This is a genomic window from Halostagnicola bangensis, from assembly GCF_054653435.1.
Genome location: NZ_BAAIGG010000001.1, coordinates 199,922 through 218,328, shown reverse-complemented (window position 1 = coordinate 218,328; position 18,407 = coordinate 199,922). Strand labels below are relative to the sequence as shown.

11 protein-coding genes are annotated in these 18,407 nt (G+C 58.3%); 8 read left to right on the top strand and 3 right to left on the bottom strand.

The features are described 5' to 3' along the window. Nucleotides 1–102: 102 nt before the first annotated feature. The 6 genes from ACYQ14_RS01025 (at nt 103) to ACYQ14_RS01000 (ending at nt 9,188) form a co-directional block, all read left to right on the top strand. Entirely contained in the window at nt 103–2,127 is a 2,025-nt protein-coding gene (locus ACYQ14_RS01025; protein WP_459883936.1) for a hydantoinase/oxoprolinase family protein, read from the top strand. Further along, on the top strand, nt 2,124–3,095 hold the full coding sequence (locus ACYQ14_RS01020; protein ID WP_459883933.1) for a uroporphyrinogen decarboxylase family protein: 972 nt from the start codon (nt 2,124–2,126) through the stop codon (nt 3,093–3,095). The genes ACYQ14_RS01025 and ACYQ14_RS01020 overlap by 4 nt, the downstream gene beginning before the upstream one ends. A gap of 71 nt (nt 3,096–3,166) precedes the next feature. Continuing rightward, nucleotides 3,167–3,508, top strand: a complete 342-nt coding sequence (locus ACYQ14_RS01015) for an acetone carboxylase subunit gamma (RefSeq protein ID WP_459883930.1) — start codon at nt 3,167–3,169, stop codon at nt 3,506–3,508. Beyond that, the gene (locus tag ACYQ14_RS01010; protein WP_459883927.1) at nt 3,505–5,649 is read left to right on the top strand and encodes a hydantoinase/oxoprolinase family protein; all 2,145 of its coding nucleotides are present in this window, start codon (nt 3,505–3,507) and stop codon (nt 5,647–5,649) included. Before ACYQ14_RS01015 ends, ACYQ14_RS01010 begins: the two co-directional genes overlap by 4 nt. Continuing rightward, entirely contained in the window at nt 5,649–7,709 is a 2,061-nt protein-coding gene (locus ACYQ14_RS01005) for a hydantoinase B/oxoprolinase family protein (protein WP_459883924.1), read from the top strand. Before ACYQ14_RS01010 ends, ACYQ14_RS01005 begins: the two co-directional genes overlap by 1 nt. Before the next feature lie 141 nt (nt 7,710–7,850). Next, nucleotides 7,851–9,188, top strand: a complete 1,338-nt coding sequence (locus tag ACYQ14_RS01000; RefSeq protein ID WP_459883921.1) for a phenylacetate--CoA ligase family protein — start codon at nt 7,851–7,853, stop codon at nt 9,186–9,188. 1,147 nt (nt 9,189–10,335) lie between these two features. Here ACYQ14_RS01000 and ACYQ14_RS00995 read toward each other — a convergent pair. After that, complete coding sequence (locus tag ACYQ14_RS00995; protein ID WP_459883918.1) at nt 10,336–11,097, bottom strand: IclR family transcriptional regulator; 762 nt, start codon at nt 11,095–11,097, stop codon at nt 10,336–10,338. Nucleotides 11,098–11,570: 473 nt separating this feature from the next. Here ACYQ14_RS00995 and ACYQ14_RS00990 point away from each other — a divergent pair, with 473 nt between their 5' ends. After that, the gene (locus tag ACYQ14_RS00990; RefSeq protein ID WP_459883915.1) at nt 11,571–12,482 is read left to right on the top strand and encodes an HpcH/HpaI aldolase/citrate lyase family protein; all 912 of its coding nucleotides are present in this window, start codon (nt 11,571–11,573) and stop codon (nt 12,480–12,482) included. 104 nt (nt 12,483–12,586) lie between these two features. On the opposite strand, the gene ACYQ14_RS00985 is transcribed toward ACYQ14_RS00990, so the two are convergent. Then, complete coding sequence (locus ACYQ14_RS00985) at nt 12,587–12,955, bottom strand: VOC family protein (RefSeq protein ID WP_459883912.1); 369 nt, start codon at nt 12,953–12,955, stop codon at nt 12,587–12,589. 178 nt (nt 12,956–13,133) lie between these two features. Here ACYQ14_RS00985 and ACYQ14_RS00980 point away from each other — a divergent pair, with 178 nt between their 5' ends. Beyond that, nucleotides 13,134–16,121, top strand: coding sequence for an FAD-binding and (Fe-S)-binding domain-containing protein (locus tag ACYQ14_RS00980; RefSeq protein WP_459883909.1), 2,988 nt, complete (start codon nt 13,134–13,136; stop codon nt 16,119–16,121). A gap of 110 nt (nt 16,122–16,231) precedes the next feature. Here the strand turns inward: ACYQ14_RS00980 and ACYQ14_RS00975 are convergent, their stop codons facing one another. Further along, the gene (locus ACYQ14_RS00975; RefSeq protein WP_459883906.1) at nt 16,232–17,974 is read right to left on the bottom strand and encodes an L-lactate permease; all 1,743 of its coding nucleotides are present in this window, start codon (nt 17,972–17,974) and stop codon (nt 16,232–16,234) included. Between the last annotated feature and the right edge of the window lie 433 nt (nt 17,975–18,407).

The window sequence follows — 18,407 nt, the reverse complement described above, 5'->3', positions numbered from 1 at the left end:
AAACTCGGTGCTACAGCCGCACTTTATTTGATGCATGAGAACATATTACACGTTGTCATTTGGCGCAATGTTTATAATGATTATTGGAGAATGTTGGCTTGCATGGCAACAGAGGAAAGATACTACGTCAGTATCGACACTGGCGGAACCTTCACCGACGGATACGTCTCCTACCCGGGTGGCGCAACGACGGTGAAGGTACCGACGACAGACCACGACCTGACGGTCTGCTTTCGAAACTGCATAGATAAGGCGGCCGAGAAACTCGATCGCTCACCGGAAGCGTTTCTGGTGAATACGGACACAATCCGGTTCTCTACGACGATCGGTACGAATACGATCATCGAACGAACCGGGCCGCAGGTTGGACTCATCGTTACTGAAGGCGAAGAAAGCGAGGTAGTTGGAGAGATGGGGCAGAGCGGCGATTCGCTCCTCGCACGTGATGAACTCGTCGTTGGCGTCAGCGAGAAAACGACGATCGATGGCGAGGTCGTCGACTCCGTCGATACCGACGACGTCCGCAACGCAGCGAAGGCACTGATGAACCGCGGGGCCAAGCTGTTGGTCGTCAGTTTCAACAATTCGTTTGCGAACGTCAGCAACGAAGAGCAGGCCCGACACATTATCGAAACAGAGTATCCGCCACACTATCTCGGCCCGAACCAGGTATTAACGGCTAACGAGGTGACCAGTCGCCCGGGATACCGAACGCGAACGTACACGGCACTCATCAACGCCTATATTCACCGACCGATGGCCAGGTCGCTGTACAAGGCAGAGGACGATATTCGCGACAGCGGGTACTCGCACCCGCTACTCGTCGGACAATCCACTGGCGGAGTCGCAGGAGTTTCCAAGACTGTTGCACTTCACACGTACAATTCGGGTCCGATAGCCGGTGTTCTCGGTGCTGAAGCGTTACGGGAGCTATACGATCTCGACGCAGTGATGAGTACAGACATGGGCGGGACAAGCATCGACCTCGGAACGATAGTCGACGGCGAAGTCGAAAGGGACCTCCGTCCTCGAGTGGCGGATCTCCCGGTCCACGTTCCGATGATCGACGTCACTACGGCCGGTGCCGGAGGCGGTTCGATCGCCTCTGTCGAAAACGGGACGGTATCCGTCGGACCCGAGAGCGCCGGCGCTGAGCCGGGCCCGGCGTGCTATGATCTCGGCGGATTCGACCCGACGACGACCGACGCGGACGTTGCCCTCGGATACATCGATCCCGACTACTTCCTTGGCGGCGAGCAAGACCTCAACGCGTCGAGAGCCGACGAGACGATCAGGCGCGAGGTTGCCGACCCGCTCGAGATCTCCGTCGCAGAGGCGGCACTGCAGATCCGCCAGGACGTCGATCGAAACATCGCCGACAGCATCGAACGACAATTGCGAGAACAAAGCGTTGCCGCCGGCGACGTGACGATCATCGCTTACGGTGGCGCCGGACCCGCACACTGCTGTTCGTTCGCCGAGAAGGCCGGAGTTCGCCGGATCATCACGGCCCCGTCGGCCGCAGAGTTCAGCGCCTTCGGTGGCGCGACCCTCGACGTCGAACACCGCTACACGGAGGCGTTCGGCGAGACTATCACGGCAACCGAAGCAGGCGTCGACGAGGCACGGTTCAACGACGCGGCGGAACGCCTCGAGAGCGAAGCCGTGCAAGATATGGCCGGCGAAGGGTTCGAAGCCGATGAGATCACGCTCGACCACCAACTCCTCGCGCGGGCAGGGAACGAATTACGGGAAGTTTCCATCCCATCGCGGATCGAATCAGATTCGGACCTCGAGTCGATTGGCGAGGCCCTCGACGCCGGTCCGGGAGACGAAATCGAACTCGAGACCCTGGTGCTCACTGCTACCGGTCCCGTTGAGACGGAAGAGTTAGCGTCTCACGAGCTCCAGGGGGACGACCCGAGTTCGGCCCACAAGGGGAGCCGGGAAGCGTACTGGCCGGACGACGGTTGGGTTGAAACCGACATCTATCAGCGTGAGGAGCTTGCCCCGGGGAACGTCGTAGACGGACGAGCGATCGTCGAAGCCGAAGATACGACGTACGTCGTCTCTCGAGAATGGACGTACCGAATCGACGAGTACGAGAACGGTATCATCAAACGATGAGTGGGTCCGCGCCGAACGCGGTGGCGTATCTACGGGGACGGCCCACAGCCGAGCGGCCGTTTATCCCCATCATCGGAACACTGGCGGCTTCGATCGATCAGGTTCCGCCGGACGTGTTCCTCTCGGACCCGACGAGACTCGCTAACGGGTTACAGCGAGCTCAGCGATTGTTCGATCTCGACGCAGTGTGTGTCGTTCCGGATCCGACGCTCGTCGCCGACGGTCTGGGCGCGTCCGCCGAGTGGGACGAGACCGCCTCTCAGTTCGTTCCGACGGATCACTTGTCGACGACGGACGATGTAGCGGACCCGAACGAAATTACCGATTCGGGGCGCGTACCGACTGTACTCGAAGCGTCGGACCGACTGGCAACCAGTATGGACGACGTCGCAGTTTTCGGCGTCCTGCCGGGTCCGCACACGACGTTCGAGACCGTATTCGGCGAACGGGCGCAGGCTGACGACGAACGGATGAAACCGATTCGAACGGCAACCGGAGAGCTCGCCCGGGCGTTCGGCCGAAACGGGGTGGACGGATTTCTCGTCATCGAGTCACCGCCTCGAGACGGCGACGAACGGGGCGATCATGCGGTCAGCTCGGCCATGGAAGTGCTCGAAGTTCTCGACAACATCGGCGAGTTCTTCGGGACAGTCCTCGGTCTCTCCCCTGGCGGATACCCGACGGACGCAGTCGAATCGATCGTCGACGCTACCGCGACCGACGCGGTGTTTCTCGATATCGCCGATCCGGGGGCGACGGCAGACGCGCTTCCGGATGTCCGCGTGGGCGGAGCGATCACTCCCTCGTTACTCGAGGCCGACGACGGAGAAATCGAGCGGACAATGGCGGAGACGGTCACTGATCTTCCGACCGACGCGTTCATCGCGTCGGGCCGGGAGGTGCCCGCCGATACGCATCCGCGAAAATTACAGACGGTGTACCGTGCGACGGAGAAATCGGATAATTGAAACCATGATTGGAGACACGAATTCACGACAGCACAGTTCGCAGAAATCCTCCCGCTCGGAGGTGTTGACACATGAGTAATACGAAACAAATTACCGAGTATCTCGAGATAGACCTCTCGGAACGAAAGTGGCAATGTACGGTGTGTACAGAATCGATCGGACCGGCCGAGAAGAACTACAAACGCGGCTGTCTGGTTCGGGAACGTAATCCCGAGAAAGTTCATCCGCCGATCCTCGAGGACGAAGAGTACGACTTCTCGCCGGACCCCGAATGGGTTCGGATCATCGAATTTTACTGCCCGGGTTGTGGAACGATGGTCGAAAACGAATACCTCCCACCCGGTCACCCGGTCACTCACGACACCGAACTTGACGTCGACAAACTCGTCGAACGATACGGAGGGGAACGATGACAACCCGAATCAACATCGACGCTGGCGGGACGTTTACCGACTGCTTTACACTTCACGAGGGCGAAGCCGTATCGGCGAAGACGCCGACGACCGAACACGACATGTCGGAGTGTTTCTTCCGTGGAATAGAGAAGTGTGCCGATCAGCTCGCTGTCGAACTCGACGATCTCATCGGCAACGTCGATTCGATACGGTACTCGACGACGACCGCGATGAATCGCCTCATCGAACGGAAGGGGCCAAAGCTCGGCCTCCTGACGACCGAAGGAATCCAAGATTACCCGCAGATCGGCAGAGGGCCGCGGTGGGCTGACGGATTGACCGACAGCGAACAACGCAATATTTCAGCCGCTGAAAAACCCGAACACCTCGTTCCCGACTCCCGAACGAACGGCATCAGAGAACGCGTCGACAGCGAAGGGAACGTGTTGCGGCCGCTCGACGAAGCTCACGCCCGAGAGCAGGTTCGAGATCTCGTCGACAGCGGCGCTCGAGCGATCGTCGTCAATCTGTTGTGGTCGTACGAGTATCCAGAACACGAACAGCGCGTCCGGGAACTCGTCCGCGAAGAGTACCCGCCGTCGTATCTCGGAAGCATTCCCGTGTTTCTCTCCTCGGAGGTGATGCCGACCAAACAGGAGTACGAGCGGACCAACACGACGCTACTCGACGCCTACCTGTCGGAGTTGATGCAAGAGCACATCGCCGACATCAAAGAGCGCCTCGAGACGTACGGCTACGAGGGAGACGTACAGATGCTCCACAACACGGGTGGGATGGCCGAATCGTACAAAACGACGGCCGTCGAGACGTTCAACGGCGGGCCGGTTGCGGGGTTGAAGGGCGGCGAGTTCCTCTGTGACCTCCTCGATTACGAGAAGGCCGTCGTCACAGACATGGGCGGAACGAGTTTCGATATCGGGATCCTCACGCAGGGCGGCGTCCAGTCGTACGAGTTCGAGCCGATTATCGATCGGTGGCGCGTCTCCGGAACGATGATCGAATCGAAGTCGATCGGCGCAGGCGGCGGTTCCGTCGCGTCGGTCAACGAAGAACTCGGTCGCCGGATCGAAGTCGGTCCGGAGAGCGCCGGTGCCGATCCGGGGCCGGCCTGTTACAACCGGGGCGGAACAAAGCCGACGGTGACCGATGCGGACGTGGTGCTCGGGTACATCGATCCGAAGAAGTTCTACGCGGGGAACCAGCGATTGGCCGTCGACCGCGCCGAAGAAGCCATTCAGACCCACGTCGGCGATCCGGCGAGCATGGATACCGTCGAAGCGGCCAAGAACATTCGACGAATCGCCGACGGGAACATGGGGAACACGGTCCGCAAAGAGACGATGCTTCGGGGACACGATCCCCGCGAGTTCATTCTCTATAGCTTTGGCGGCGCAGGGCCGTTACACGCCGCTTCCTTCTCGTCGTACCTCGACATCGATACCATCGTCACGACGCAGTACTCGCCCGTATTCTGTGCCATGGGGTCGGCGACGATGGACACGCTCCACATCTACGAGCAGTCCCGTTCGATGTATCTTCGCGACTCCGGCGAGGTACCCGATTACAGCACCGACTACGAAGGGTTCAACGCCGTCGTCGAGGATTTGCAGGCGAAAGGCCGCCAGGACATCAAAAGCGAGGGGTACAACCCGGACGATATCACGTACGAACTCGAGTTGGACATGCGATTCGGCGGACAGATTCACGTCGCTCGCGTGCAGTCGCCGGTCGTCGAGCTATCCGACGAAGCGGACGTCGAAGCGATCTGCGATCACTTCATCGAGGAGTACACGGATCGGTTCTCGTCGTACTCGACGACGCCGAGCCACGGGATAACCGTCGAAAACTTCGCACTGAGAGCTCGAGTGGCCAGTCCCGACATCGAGTTGCCGACCGCCGAGAGGGTCGACGCTGACCCGTCTTCAGCGGAAGCCGGAACGCGTGACGTGTTCTGGGCCGACGCCGACGGCGCAGTGTCGACCCCGGTCTTCGAGTACGACGATCTGCGTCCCGGAATGGACCTTGACGGACCGGCGGTCGTCGACGCGGATTACACCACGACAGCAGTCCCCGACGGATGGACGTACCGACTGGACGACTACCGCAACGGAATACTTGAAACCAACGGAGGAAGCTAATGACAGTAAACAGAGATCAACTGATCGATTGGGTCGACCTCGAAGAACCGGCCGACGACGAACTCGCCTGCATGGAGGAACTAGATCACGGCGATTACGAGATATACTCGGAGCGCCTTCGTCTCATCCTCGACGAAGGTATTGACGTGTTCGTTCGATCGGGCGTCTCGCAGTTTATCGCCGCTCGCGACCTCGCAGTCGGACTCTACACGTCCGACGGCGATCTCATCGACTCGGCCGCCGGGGCGTACCTACACGTAGTGACGGGAATCCCGCCGCTGAAGTACATTATCAACAACTTCGCCGACGATCCGACCGTCGGTATCGAACCCGGCGACGTCTTCTACGCGAACGACGCGCTGTACGGCGGAATCCACAACCCCGACCAGATCGCGTTCATGCCCATCTTCCACGAGGGCGAAATAATGGCGTGGGTTTCCGCGGCCGTCCACACGACGGAGACCGGCGCGATCGAACCCGGCGGAATGCCGATTTCGGCTCGAACGCGCCACGACGAAGGGATGAAGCTCTCCCCGATCAAGATCGGCGAAAACTACCAGCTCAAAAGCGACATGGTAGAGATGCAAAAGAACTTCATCTCGCGAGCACCCCGAATGCACGAGATAGACCTTCGAGCTCGGCTGACGACCTGCGATCGAGTCCGCCGTCGAGTCAAAGAACTCATCATCGACAAGAAGGGAGCGGACTTTTTCAAGGGGTTGATTCGGCGAAATATCGAGGAAGCGCGCGAAGGCGCGAAAAAACGAGTCGAGGAGTGGAACGACGGGACCTTCCGAACGGTCCACTTCGCCGACTCCGTGGGCTACGAAGACGGACTCTGGCGACTCGACGCGACGATGGAAAAGGAGGGGCCCGAGATCTGTATCGACTACACGGGAACCTCTCCCGAGAACGACGGCTCGTTCAACTCTCAGCCGGTCGCATCCATCGCTCACACGGCAAACTATCTGTTCAGCGTTCCCTTCCACGATCTGCCAAAGAGCAACGGAACGTACGACTTGATCGACTTTACCATCCCGAAAGGATCAGTTCTCTACCCGGACCCGGAGGCGGCGACCGTCCAGGCCGTGATGGTCAACCAGGTCGTCATGGATTCGACGACGACGTTGTTCTCGCGGTCGATGTACGACGACGAGACCAGTAACGAACACGTGACGGCTCCGATGTCAAATACCGGAGCCGGATACGCGTTCGGCGCTGTGAGCCAACACGGCGAGCCCGTTGCGGACTTAATGTCCCACGCCCTGAATACCGACGGAATGGGCGGACAAGCCCGACGCGATGGCGAGGACGAGGCAATCTTCCCGTGGTGTCCGTTCGGTCACGCGTCGAATATGGAGTTCGTCGAGAACGAATACCCCTTCACTCACCAGTATTTCCGTCACGGAACCGATTCCTGCGGGCACGGAAAGCATCGCGGCGGTATTGGTATGCAAATCGGTTACATGACTCATTACGTTCCCGCCGTCGAGTGGCTATCGATCTGTCACAACTCCAAATTAGTAACCGGACAGGGGCTGTTCGGCGGCTACGCGCCGCGAACGATCCCGGGTGTGACAATCACCGACTCCGACCTCAAAGAGCGGATGAAAAACGGGGAGTACGTTCCCGACGACGTCATCGAACTCCTTCAAGAGCAGACGCTGGACGCCGATTACAACGTCACCAGCCACGTCCGCGAATCGAAGCCGTACGAGAACGGCGATCTATTCGTCGGCTTCTCTGGCGGTGGATGCGGTTACGGGGACGCCCTCGAGCGAGATCCCGAAGCCGTTATGGAGGACATCGAAGCCGATCGGGTGAGCCACTGGACCGCAAAGAACATCTACGAGATCGAATACGACGAAGAATCGCTCACCGTCGATCACGAAGCGACCGAGAAACGACGCGAGAACTATCGCGAAAAACGCCTTGAGGAAGCGGTCCCGTTCGACGAGTTCGAAGACGAATGGGAGGAAAAACAACCGCCGGAGGAGGTATTGGCACACTACGGCCGGTGGCCGGACGCCGAGAAGGAGGAGCCAGTTATGCGAATGTGAGACCGGAGACCGGTTCCGCCGAGGAACCGGGAGAAGGCGACTGAGAACGAGCACCTCCGGCAGAGGAGTCACGACAGTCAACAGTGATAGAGATGCGAGAGACAAGGCGGAATACCCGTCGAGAGACTACGTGAGGAGATAATGTCAGAGACAATCGACACGATCGAAACGAAACCCTGGGAAACAATCGAACAGCGACACGAAGAGCGACTGAAAGAACAACTTCGGTACCTGAAGAAGCATTCCGACTACTACCGGTCGAAGTTCGACGAGTGGGATATCGATCCGTCGTCGATCAGCTCCCTCGGCGAATTCCGGGAAATCCCGTTCACGACGAAAGACGACGAACGTCAAAATCAGACGAATACGTCGCCGGGCCAACCCCTGGGAACCCATCAGGCCGTTCCGACCGACGACCTCAATCGTACGATCTCATCGTCGGGAACGACGGGGAAACCGACCTACTTCGGGCTTACCGAATCAGATCGAAACCACTGGAACGGGGTTATCAAACGGTGCTTTTACACGGCCGGTATTCGGCCCGAGGAGACAGTCATATTCGGCGTCGGTCAAACGATGGTCCCCGGGGGTGTCCCGTACTTCGAAGCGATGACGGAGTTGGGAGCGAACGTGGTTCCAGCGGGCGGCGGCTCAACCGAACGACTCCTCACCACGACGGCTGATCTCGACGGGGACGTGTTGTTCACGACGACGTCACACCTCCGATATCTCACCGAAAATGCGCCCAAATTACTCGAGCACGGTGTCGACGAGTTGCCGGTAACGAAGCTCGTCGGCGGCGGCGGTCCTGGAATTGCCAACCCGGAGATTCGAGAATCGTTGTACGACAGATGGAGTGCGACGTTGGTTCGTGAGGTCATGGGACTCGGTGACGTGATCGGCTGTATGTGGGCGGAATGTCGGCAAGAAGACGGAATGCACTACTGCGCACAGGGACACGCCCACGTCGAACTCGTCGATCCAGAGACGGATGAGGTACTCCCGTTCGATCAGGGTGCAGAAGGCGAACTCGTGTATACGCCGCTCGGCCGGGAGGCGACGCCGCTGCTTCGATACCGATCCGGAGACTACGCGAGGATTACCGGAACATCGTGTCCGTGCGGTCGCACCAGTCCAAAAATGCAGTGTATCGGCCGGGTCGACGACATGCTCATTTACAAGGGGATGAACGTCTTTCCATCGGCGGTCCGGGACGTTATCTCCGACGTTCCGGGAACGATGGCTCACATACGAGTCCGACTTCCCGAACCGAACACGGTCCACTTCGAGGAGCCTATCCCCGTCGACATCGTGATCGATCCGAAGACATCGCGCGAACCGTCCGATATCGTTGACGAGGCGGCTTCGAAAGTACGAACGCGGCTCAAGGCTCGGATCCGGCCGAACCCAGTTTCACTCGAGGAGATCGAACTTTCCGAGTATAAATCCGAACTGGTGGTGGTCGACGGACAGACCTGATATTTATCGAATCAGATAGGAACGCTTGATAAGTGAAGCGCTACGTTTTCTGGGCGGGTTATATCCGAAACGCGCACCGTCGTCCAAACCGATCAGGTCGGCTTCTGTCGCGAGAAGAAACACCGAGACATTTACGAGGTCCACAATTCAGTATCATCTCGTTATAATCATGTTTTAATATTGCCTTATTAGCAGACAGTTGGTGCTGAACGCGACCGGTCGTCAGCTCATAACTGAATGGACAAATATACCCTACGGACGGCGTTGTTCGGATCCGAACCCGCACACCAGTTGATAAGACAGTTATATAACCTGACGATGAGCCGTAATCGATGTCCATTTATTTCCATATCTGATAGAAAAAGTCCACCAGACAGGCAGTATAGCAGCTAGTATCGCAGATGTTTCTATCTCGTTCCTTTTGAAGTTATACGAGAAACACGATATCGACGACGCCATACAATCTGTTATTTGAACTATTTCTAAACTATATCAACCAATGACATTCTACCATTTCAGAAATGAACAATACAGAAACTCAAACGGCGTCATATATGTGAGATAGTAAATGGTGGAAAGGAGACTATTTTCAATTGTATGCGGGGACGGCAGGTCAGAAACTTTGATTCAGTTGTCGGGCTTGTTTTGATCGAACCTGCTGATCTGAACACGACCGGAGACGATAGGCGAACGGCAAAGCCGTGGGAAGCGTTCGACCGGCTTTCTGGTTCTACATGTCACTATCTGAGGTTGGAACCAGATTTCCGAAACCCGGAAGAGAGGGGCGAGGACGGGTTCGAGTGGCTAAAGAAAGGAACCGAAGCATCGGCACTCCCAGTTCCAGCCCATCGTTCGCCGTTCCAAGGTCTGAATCGAATCGTTCATCTTCCCAGCCTCGGCGGTTTTTCACCGCCTACAATGATACCTCTGAATCGTTGTCGTTTCGTATCGAAAACGTGCGATGGAAGACCGAACCCTGCTCCCCAGCGCACCGGGTGGACCAGCGACCAGCTTTGGTCATCCCGGCGTCGGAACGATGACGGGAAGACCGCAGGCGCTCGGTTGGGTTTCCAACGAGGAGACACAACACGACGGCGAGCGACCCCATCGTCGGCTCCCGATCTACGATGGATACCTTATAGAATGCTCACACATTGTACTTGTTGAGTTCGATAACGTTCGCCGTTCGGCAAAGTTGATCGACGATCTCGTTCGTCTCCCACTCGTCGTCGATGCGTGCGGTAGGTGCCGAAATGCTAATCGCTCCAATCGTCTCCGGGGTGAACCGGATCGGAACAGCAATACAGCGAAGCCCTTCGAGACGTTCTTCGTTGTCGACGGCAAACCCGCGTTCGGACGTTCGGTCTAATTCCTCGAAGAGTTCGTCTCGAGACGTTATCGTTTGTGGTGTCACGGAGGGGAGTCCGTGTTGGTCGATGATTTCGTTGACGCGCTCGGTGGCGTAGTGTGAGAGTATCGCCTTTCCGAACGCCGAGCTGTGCATGTGGTGCCGACAGCCGATGTACGTATCGAGGTCGACGGCCTGTTTACCCTGCGCTCGACTCAGATAGACGCCTTTTCCGTCTTCTTCGACGACGAGGTGGACCAGCTCACCTGACTCGTCGGCTAACTCCGTAATTTTCGGCCTGGCAACCTTGTAAACGTCCATCTCGCTTCGGATTTGACATCCGATGTCGAGAAATTTGAGGCTGAGACAGTACCTGTTCCCCTGCTTGACAACGTACCCGTGCTCCTCGAGCGTACTGAGATGGTTGTGAACGGCGCTTTTTCCCATATCGAGTTCATTGGCCAACGAGGTAACGCGTGTCCCACCGATCCGGTTGAGTGTTTCAATAATGATTAATGATTTCTTGGTCGTTTGGACGGGGTGTTTGGCCGGTTCTCCCATACACAAGGTAGATTATTTGCAGATCAATAAATCTTGTTCTATTATTGAAAACAAATCGGAGTTCGTCGGTCAGTCAAGCGATTTGATTTGGGGTACCGATGCTCGAATTAGAGAAGGGAAATCGAATACGCCTCGTTACTGTTAGCTATTATTCTCATATAGAGAACGATCTAACGGGGTCGATCCTATCGTGCATCATGTCGTCTAAGATGCAGACTGCGCCGCGAATACTGTCGATTTCGAGAAACGCCGAAGGCCAGATATTTTACAAAGGTACAGCTGTAAGTAGTGTGGTCCTTTTAATGGGTTCCAATCTGTTCTGGAATAGGGAACAATGAGCAGACCGTTTCCCCCTCGTCCGATGGACAGGACCAAGAAGAGTCGCTTCAACTTCAAAAATCACGGAATAAAAAATAGAGCGAAAAGATACTTTTAATAGATATCACGTCACTTACTTAGATGGTAATTCGATAATGTCCGAGTTAACACTTCGACGAACGCAGCTGGCGACGCCAGCGAGCGACGTGAAAATGATGGAGAGCGCGGCTTCAAGTAATGCCGACGAGGTATTCCTCGACCTCGAGGATTCGGTAGCACCCAACGAGAAGGCCGAGACCCGGGATCCGCTCATCAACGCCGCGAACGAACATGATTGGGGTACCACGGTCCTGTCGTATCGAATCAACGGTATCGATACGCAGTGGTGGTACGACGACGTCATCGAGGTCGTGAGTGGGGCTGGAGAAAACATCGACGACATCATCGTCCCGAAGGTCAAAAGCGCGAGCGACATCCACACCGTCGAGAATCTGCTGGTCCAGGTCGAACGGAACAACGGCCTCGAGGTCGGCGAAATCGGACTCGAGCCACAGATCGAAGACGGCGAGGGGATACACAACGTTCACGAAATCGCCCACGCTTCAGACCGGCTCTCGAGCGTGATCTTCGGTCCGGGCGATTACTCGGCGGCGATGGGAACACCGGGGCTCGACATCGGACAGTTTCCCGAGTATCCGGGCCACTACTGGCACCACGCCCTCTCGCACATCAACGCCGCGGCGAAAAGCGCCGGACTCCCGTGTCTTGACGGCCCGTACGCGGACATCGAAGACGATGAAGGCTTCCGTCAATCCGCCGAACGTGCGAACATGCTCGGTTGTGACGGCAAGTGGGCGATCCACCCGAGTCAGATCGAAATCGGAAACGAGGTCTTCGCCCCCGATCCGGACGTGGCTGAACGCGCACAGCGCATCGTCGATGCCTACGCCGAGGCGATGGACGAAGGGAGAGGTGCCGTAAAGGTCGACGGACAGATGGTCGACGAGGCTACCAACAAAATGGCCAAAGAGATCGTCGAAACCGCCACCGCCGCGAATATCCTCTGACGGTCACGGTCCAATCCTCTACCGGCCACAATCGCCGCGACAATCGAATCTCACCGATCACCGTCGAAAACTGACTTCGATTTTACCCGCTCCGCGACGGTCAGTTACTCGAGCGGTTCCACGAGTTCGACCGTTCGGCCGTCGGGATCGGAAACGAACGCCGTTCGAGCGCCGGCTGCTGGCTGATCACCGGGTTCCTCCACGACACCGTAGTGATCAATAGACTCGAAGACTTCATCGACGTCGTCGACGCCGATAGCGAGGTGGTCCCACTCCGTTCCCCGTTCGAACGAATCCTCCCCGTCGGTGTCCGAGAGTTGCAGTTCGATACCGTTCGCGTCCGCGATGTACCTGTTCTGCGTTTCGCCATCAGGCGTTTCGAACTCCCAGCTCTCCTCGAAGCCGAACTGTTCGTAGAACTCGATGGTTTCGTCCGCGTCAGCGACGTTGACGTTGATATGGATAAGCTCCATACCGTTTGACCTGATGACTACCCTATTAAATTCTCTGGTTATCCGACTGGAGTGTTCGCTCGCGACATAACAGTGTTACCGGTGTACACGGCTATCAACAAGCGCTTCGAACCCGACAGATTCGTGCCAAATAGTGTCATGCATGGATTTATGATAATCGGTAACACAATGAAAACTGATGGCCGTCAAGAAGCCACACGGTGACCTCGGCAACTACGAGGAGTTTCGTGACGAACTCGGACACGAGTACAGTGATGTGAGCGACTACGCCGCGCTCGCCGACGACCTTCGTTCGGTTGTCAGCGGCGAGGTGCGATTCGACGAGTACGCGCAAGTACTCTATTCGACCGACGGGAGCGTCTATCAGGCCCGCCCAGCGGGTGCCGTTTTCCCCCGCGACAGTGACGACGTCCGAAACGCGGTCCGCGTCGCGGCCGACCATGACGTGCCGGTCATCGCTCGGGGTGCCGGCTCGTCGCTCGGTGGACAGGCGGTCGGCCCTGGCTGTGTCGTCCTCGATACGACGGTCTATATGGACGAAATTCTAGAGATCGACGAGGACCGCCGACGAGCGCGCGTTCAACCGGGTGTCGTTCAGGATCACTTCGACGACGCGGCGGAAGAGTACGGATTGAAATTCGCCCCGGATCCAGCCTCGTCGAACCGCGCGACGATCGGGGGCGGGATCGGGAACAACTCGACCGGCGCACACTCGGTTCGGTACGGAATCACCGACGCCTACACCGAGGAGTTAAAAGTCGTCCTCGCGGATGGATCGCTTATTCACACGCGCGAAGTCGTCCTCGATTCCGAGGAGTGGGACGAGATCGTCTCGAGGGACGACCGCGAAGCAGAAATATACCGGACCGTCCGTTCGCTGGTGGAGGACAACGCCGACGAAATAGAGTCGAGGTACCCGGATCTCAAGCGAACCGTCTCCGGTTACAACCTCAACAAGGTGCTCTACGAGAACGCCGACGGGGATCGAGTGCTCAACCTCTCGAAACTACTCGTCGGCGCGGAGTCCACCCTCGGAATCGTGGTCGAGGCGAAGATCAGCCTCGTGACGCTCCCCGAGGAAACCTCGCTCGTCCTCTACTGTTTCGAGGACCTCCTCGACGCGCTCGAGGCGGTACCCGAAGCGCTCGAGTTCGATCCCAGTGCGGTCGAGTTGATGGACAGCGAAGTGTTCAGACTGGCCCGAGAATCCGAGCAGTTCTCTCGGTACGAGGAACCGATCCCGAACGACGCGAAAGCAGCGCTGATGCTGGAATTCGACTCCGAACTCTTCGACGACCTCGAGGAGGCGATCGAACGGACGAACGCCCATTTCGTCGACGACGGGGACGCCTTCGAAGCGATCGAAGCCTACACCGAGAAAGACCAGACAAAGCTCTGGAAGCTTCGGAAAGCGGCTATCCCGCTGTTGATGAGTCTCGAGGGAGACCCAAAGCCGTACCCGTTCATCGAGGACGCGACGGTTCCGCCCGAGGAACTCGCCGAGTACGTGGGGAAGTTCATGGACGTCCTGGCGGATCACGACACCTCCGCCGCGTACTTCGCTCACGCGGGAAGCGGGACGTTACACATCCGTCCGATCCTCAACCTGAAAGACGACGACGGCATCCAGACCATGCAGTCGATCACCGAAGACGTGACCGACCTCGTTCTGGACCACGGCGGGTCGTTCTCCGGGGAACACGGCGACGGACTCGCCCGCACCGCGTTCAACCCCAAGATGTACGGCGAGGAGCTCTGGGACGCGTTTCAAGCGCTCAAATCGGTTTTCGATCCGGAGTGGCGGATGAATCCCGGGAAGGTCGTCTACACAGACGAAGACCCGACGGACATGCGGGAGAACCTCCGGTACGGCGAGGGATACACCGCTATCGAACCCCAGACAAAACTCGACTTCTCCGAGGAGGGCGGGTTCGCGCAACTGGTCGAACTCTGTAACGGCTGTGGAACCTGTCGACAAACCGACGACGTGATGTGCCCGACCTACCGGGGGATGAAAGACGAAATCGCGACGACGCGCGGTCGCGCTAACATGCTTCGAGCGGCCATCTCAGGCGAGATTCCCGAAGAGGAGATGTACTCAAAGCGCTTTCAGGAGGAGGTCCTCGACCTCTGTGTCGGTTGTAAGGGCTGTAAGAGCGACTGCCCGACCGGCGTCGATCTGGCGAAGCTCAAGGCCGAAACGAAACACCAGTACCACGAACGGCAGGGAGTCAGTCTGCGCGAGCGGCTGTTTGCGAACATCGACACGCTCTCGAGAGTCGGCAGCGCGCTCGCGCCCCTGTCCAACGTCGGCCAACGCCTGCCGGGAGCTCGCCTCGTGATGGAGAAAGTGGCCGGAATCTCCGCGGAACGGAAACTCCCCCCGTTCGAGCGAGAATCACTGCAGGATTGGTTCGAGGCTCGCGGCTCTCGAGTCGATCCGGACGAGGCCGATCGGAAGGTGATACTGTTTCCCGACACGTACACGAACTACAACTACCCCGTTCCGGGAAAAGCCGCCGTCCGCGTGTTGGAATCCGCGAATGTTCACGTCGAAATCCCGGACGACCTCGGGCCGAGCGGTCGAGCGGCGTATTCGGTCGGGCTGCTAGACGCCGCCGAGGAGCGGGCGCGATCGAACATCGAGCGGTTCGGCGAGTACATCGACGACGGCTACGAGATCGTCACCCTCGAACCGTCCGACGCCGTGGCGTTCCAGGACGAGTATCTCGATTTAGTGACCACCCAGAAAGCGGAGACGGTCGCTTCGCACTCGTACGGCATCGCCGAGTACATGGACACATACCGCCTCACTGAGGCGTTACCGCTCGAGGAGACGGACGAAACGCTCGCCTACCACGGACACTGTCACCAGAAAGCGACCGGCCGGGATCACCACGCCGTCGGCGTTCTGCGTCGATCCGGTTACGCTGTCGATCCGATCGACTCGACCTGCTGTGGAATGGCCGGCTCGTTCGGCTACGAGGCCGAACACTACGATCTCTCGAAGGCGATCGGCGAACGACTCTTCGAGAAACTCGACTCGAGCGACGGGACCCCCGTGGCACCCGGCGGATCGTGTCGAAGCCAGATCGGCGACCGAGAAGCAGCCGAGACCCCGCCGCATCCGATCGAGAAAGTCAACGAGCTACTTCCGTCGTCTTAGCCCGTGTTATCGGGCTCTATCCGCCGACAGCACCGCCCCGGAACAATCCACCAGTCGTTTCCGAAAGAGGAGTTGAAACTCGGCCATTCGCTCGAGACGGGGCGTGTCGACTAGAAGACGTCGAACACCTCCGGGAACACGTCGGGCATGACGTAGACGAAGAGCATCACCCAGAAGCCGACGAACACGGCGTAATACGCCAGCGGGATCAGGTTCAGTCGCATGATGCGCCCTTCCTCGCCGACGAGGCCGACGGTCGCGAGGGCCGCGATTATGTTGTGGATCGCGACGAGGTTACCGATCGCGCCGCCGACCGCCTGCGCACCGACGATGATCTGCGTCGGCAATCCGAGTTCCGACGCGGCTTCGAACTGGAACGCGCCGAACGTGATGTTCGACGCCGTGTTCGATCCCGTCATCGCCGCGGCGAGCGCGCCGATCAGCGGCGCAATAGCCGGATAGACCGGTCCGAACACGTTCGCGGTTGCGACGGCGAGCACTTCGATCATGCTCCCGACATCCGGAGCGTTCGGTGCCTCACCGGAGAGGAGCATGACCTGGACCATCGCGATGACGAACACGAGCGCGATCAGCGGAGAAACGATCTTCTCCCCGGCCTCGCGCCACGCGTTTTTCACTTCGGTCCCGTTCATCCTGAACAGCGGGATCGCGATGATCGCGCTCGCGAGCAACCACATCCCCGGTGCGAATCCCCATTCGATACCGGCTTCATGGGGCGTTCCCAGGATGTCCGTCCACTCGAGGACGAACAGCGAACTGGTGAGAAACTCCGAAATCGGTTCGATCACACGGGTAACGACGAGCAACAGGACGAGAAAGACGTACGGTGACCAGGCCTTGAACAACGACATCGATCGACCGCCGCTGGATGCCTGTGCAGCTTCCGCAGCCTCGCTGCCGTTTGACCCCGGCTCGATCGTTCCGACCCAGTGATCCGGCCACTCTGCTCGAGGCGGGAAGTCCCATTCGTCCTCGGGGAGGAAGTATCCCGCTCTAAGCGTCGGAACGACGATAGCCGCGCCGACCATCGCGCCGATCAACGAGGGGAACTCCGCCGTGAGGAACCACGCCGACAGCCAATAGGGGACCGTGAAGGCGACGCCGGCGAACAAACACAGCGGCCAAACCGACAGGGCTGGCTTGATCGATCGCTCTCCTTTCGGGCTAAAGAAGTAGACGACCATCGCCACCGCGAAAAGCGGCATGACGAACCCGACCAGCGCGTGGTAGGTTGCGGCCCACGCGGCGACTTCGACCGAGTATTCGGAAACGGACATCCCCTCCGATTGAATCGCCTCCCGGGTGAAAGAGACGCTCGCGAGCGGATCTTGAATTCCGACGATGATGGGCGTCCCGACTGCACCGTAGGTTACGGCGATGATGTGGCCGATTAGCGCCGCGAGCACGGCTGCGAGCGCGGGGAATCCGAGAGCGAGCAACAGCGGAGCGACGACTGCTGCCGGCGTCCCGAAGCCCGCAGCCCCTTCGATGAACGTCGCGAGTAGAAAGCCGAGGAGAACGATCTGAACGCGCCTGTCGTCCGAAATTGCGGTAAACCCCCTGTTGATCCGATCGAACGCACCGACCTGCATCAACGTATAAAGCAGGACGAGCGCGCCGAAGACGATCCAGAGGATTTCGAGGGCGGTCATCACCCCCACTATCGACGCCGCGGCGAGATACTCCGGCGGATTGTTCCACATGACGTACCCGATGATAAGCGCCGCTAGCCAGGCGATCGGCATTGCTCGCGTCGCCGGCCACAAAAATCCGACAATGAGCACGGCAACGATCATGAGCGGTAACGATGCAGCGATTACATCTACCACCATCTGACCGTCACCCGTCCACTGTCTCGTATCGACTCGGTTGTGACTCTACTAGTATGCGACCCTGGTAAACTCGTCCCTCTAATGGCAATTGTAATCATCCCACACACCCATACATAACAAAAGATAATAAAATTATGGTGGGGCGAACGCATCCCGCACAAACACGATACTCGAAACGACGTTTCAAACGGACAACGAGGAGAGGCGAATGTTACTCAGTTCGAACGAAACGTGACCGGGTTCGAATTTCCGGTCCGATCACCATTCCGTCTCGGTCATCGCCTCGTCTCAATCTCCATCGATCACCACTTCGCCCCGATCATCGCCTCGTCTCAATCTCCATCGATCACCACTTCGCCCCGATCATCGCCTCGTCTCAATCTCCATCGATCACCGCTTTTCTGATTCCTCCCGAAGATATCCCCCGTTCCCG

Coding starts and splice junctions, on each gene's coding strand:
- ACYQ14_RS01005 (WP_459883924.1), top strand. CDS start 5,649: ATGACAGTAAACAGAGATCAACTGATCGATTGGGTCGACCTCGAAGAA.
- ACYQ14_RS00990 (WP_459883915.1), top strand. CDS start 11,571: ATGTCCGAGTTAACACTTCGACGAACGCAGCTGGCGACGCCAGCGAGC.
- ACYQ14_RS00985 (WP_459883912.1), bottom strand. CDS start 12,955: ATGGAGCTTATCCATATCAACGTCAACGTCGCTGACGCGGACGAAACC.
- ACYQ14_RS01010 (WP_459883927.1), top strand. CDS start 3,505: ATGACAACCCGAATCAACATCGACGCTGGCGGGACGTTTACCGACTGC.
- ACYQ14_RS01000 (WP_459883921.1), top strand. CDS start 7,851: ATGTCAGAGACAATCGACACGATCGAAACGAAACCCTGGGAAACAATC.
- ACYQ14_RS01020 (WP_459883933.1), top strand. CDS start 2,124: ATGAGTGGGTCCGCGCCGAACGCGGTGGCGTATCTACGGGGACGGCCC.
- ACYQ14_RS01015 (WP_459883930.1), top strand. CDS start 3,167: ATGAGTAATACGAAACAAATTACCGAGTATCTCGAGATAGACCTCTCG.
- ACYQ14_RS00975 (WP_459883906.1), bottom strand. CDS start 17,974: ATGGTGGTAGATGTAATCGCTGCATCGTTACCGCTCATGATCGTTGCC.
- ACYQ14_RS01025 (WP_459883936.1), top strand. CDS start 103: ATGGCAACAGAGGAAAGATACTACGTCAGTATCGACACTGGCGGAACC.
- ACYQ14_RS00980 (WP_459883909.1), top strand. CDS start 13,134: ATGGCCGTCAAGAAGCCACACGGTGACCTCGGCAACTACGAGGAGTTT.
- ACYQ14_RS00995 (WP_459883918.1), bottom strand. CDS start 11,097: ATGGGAGAACCGGCCAAACACCCCGTCCAAACGACCAAGAAATCATTA.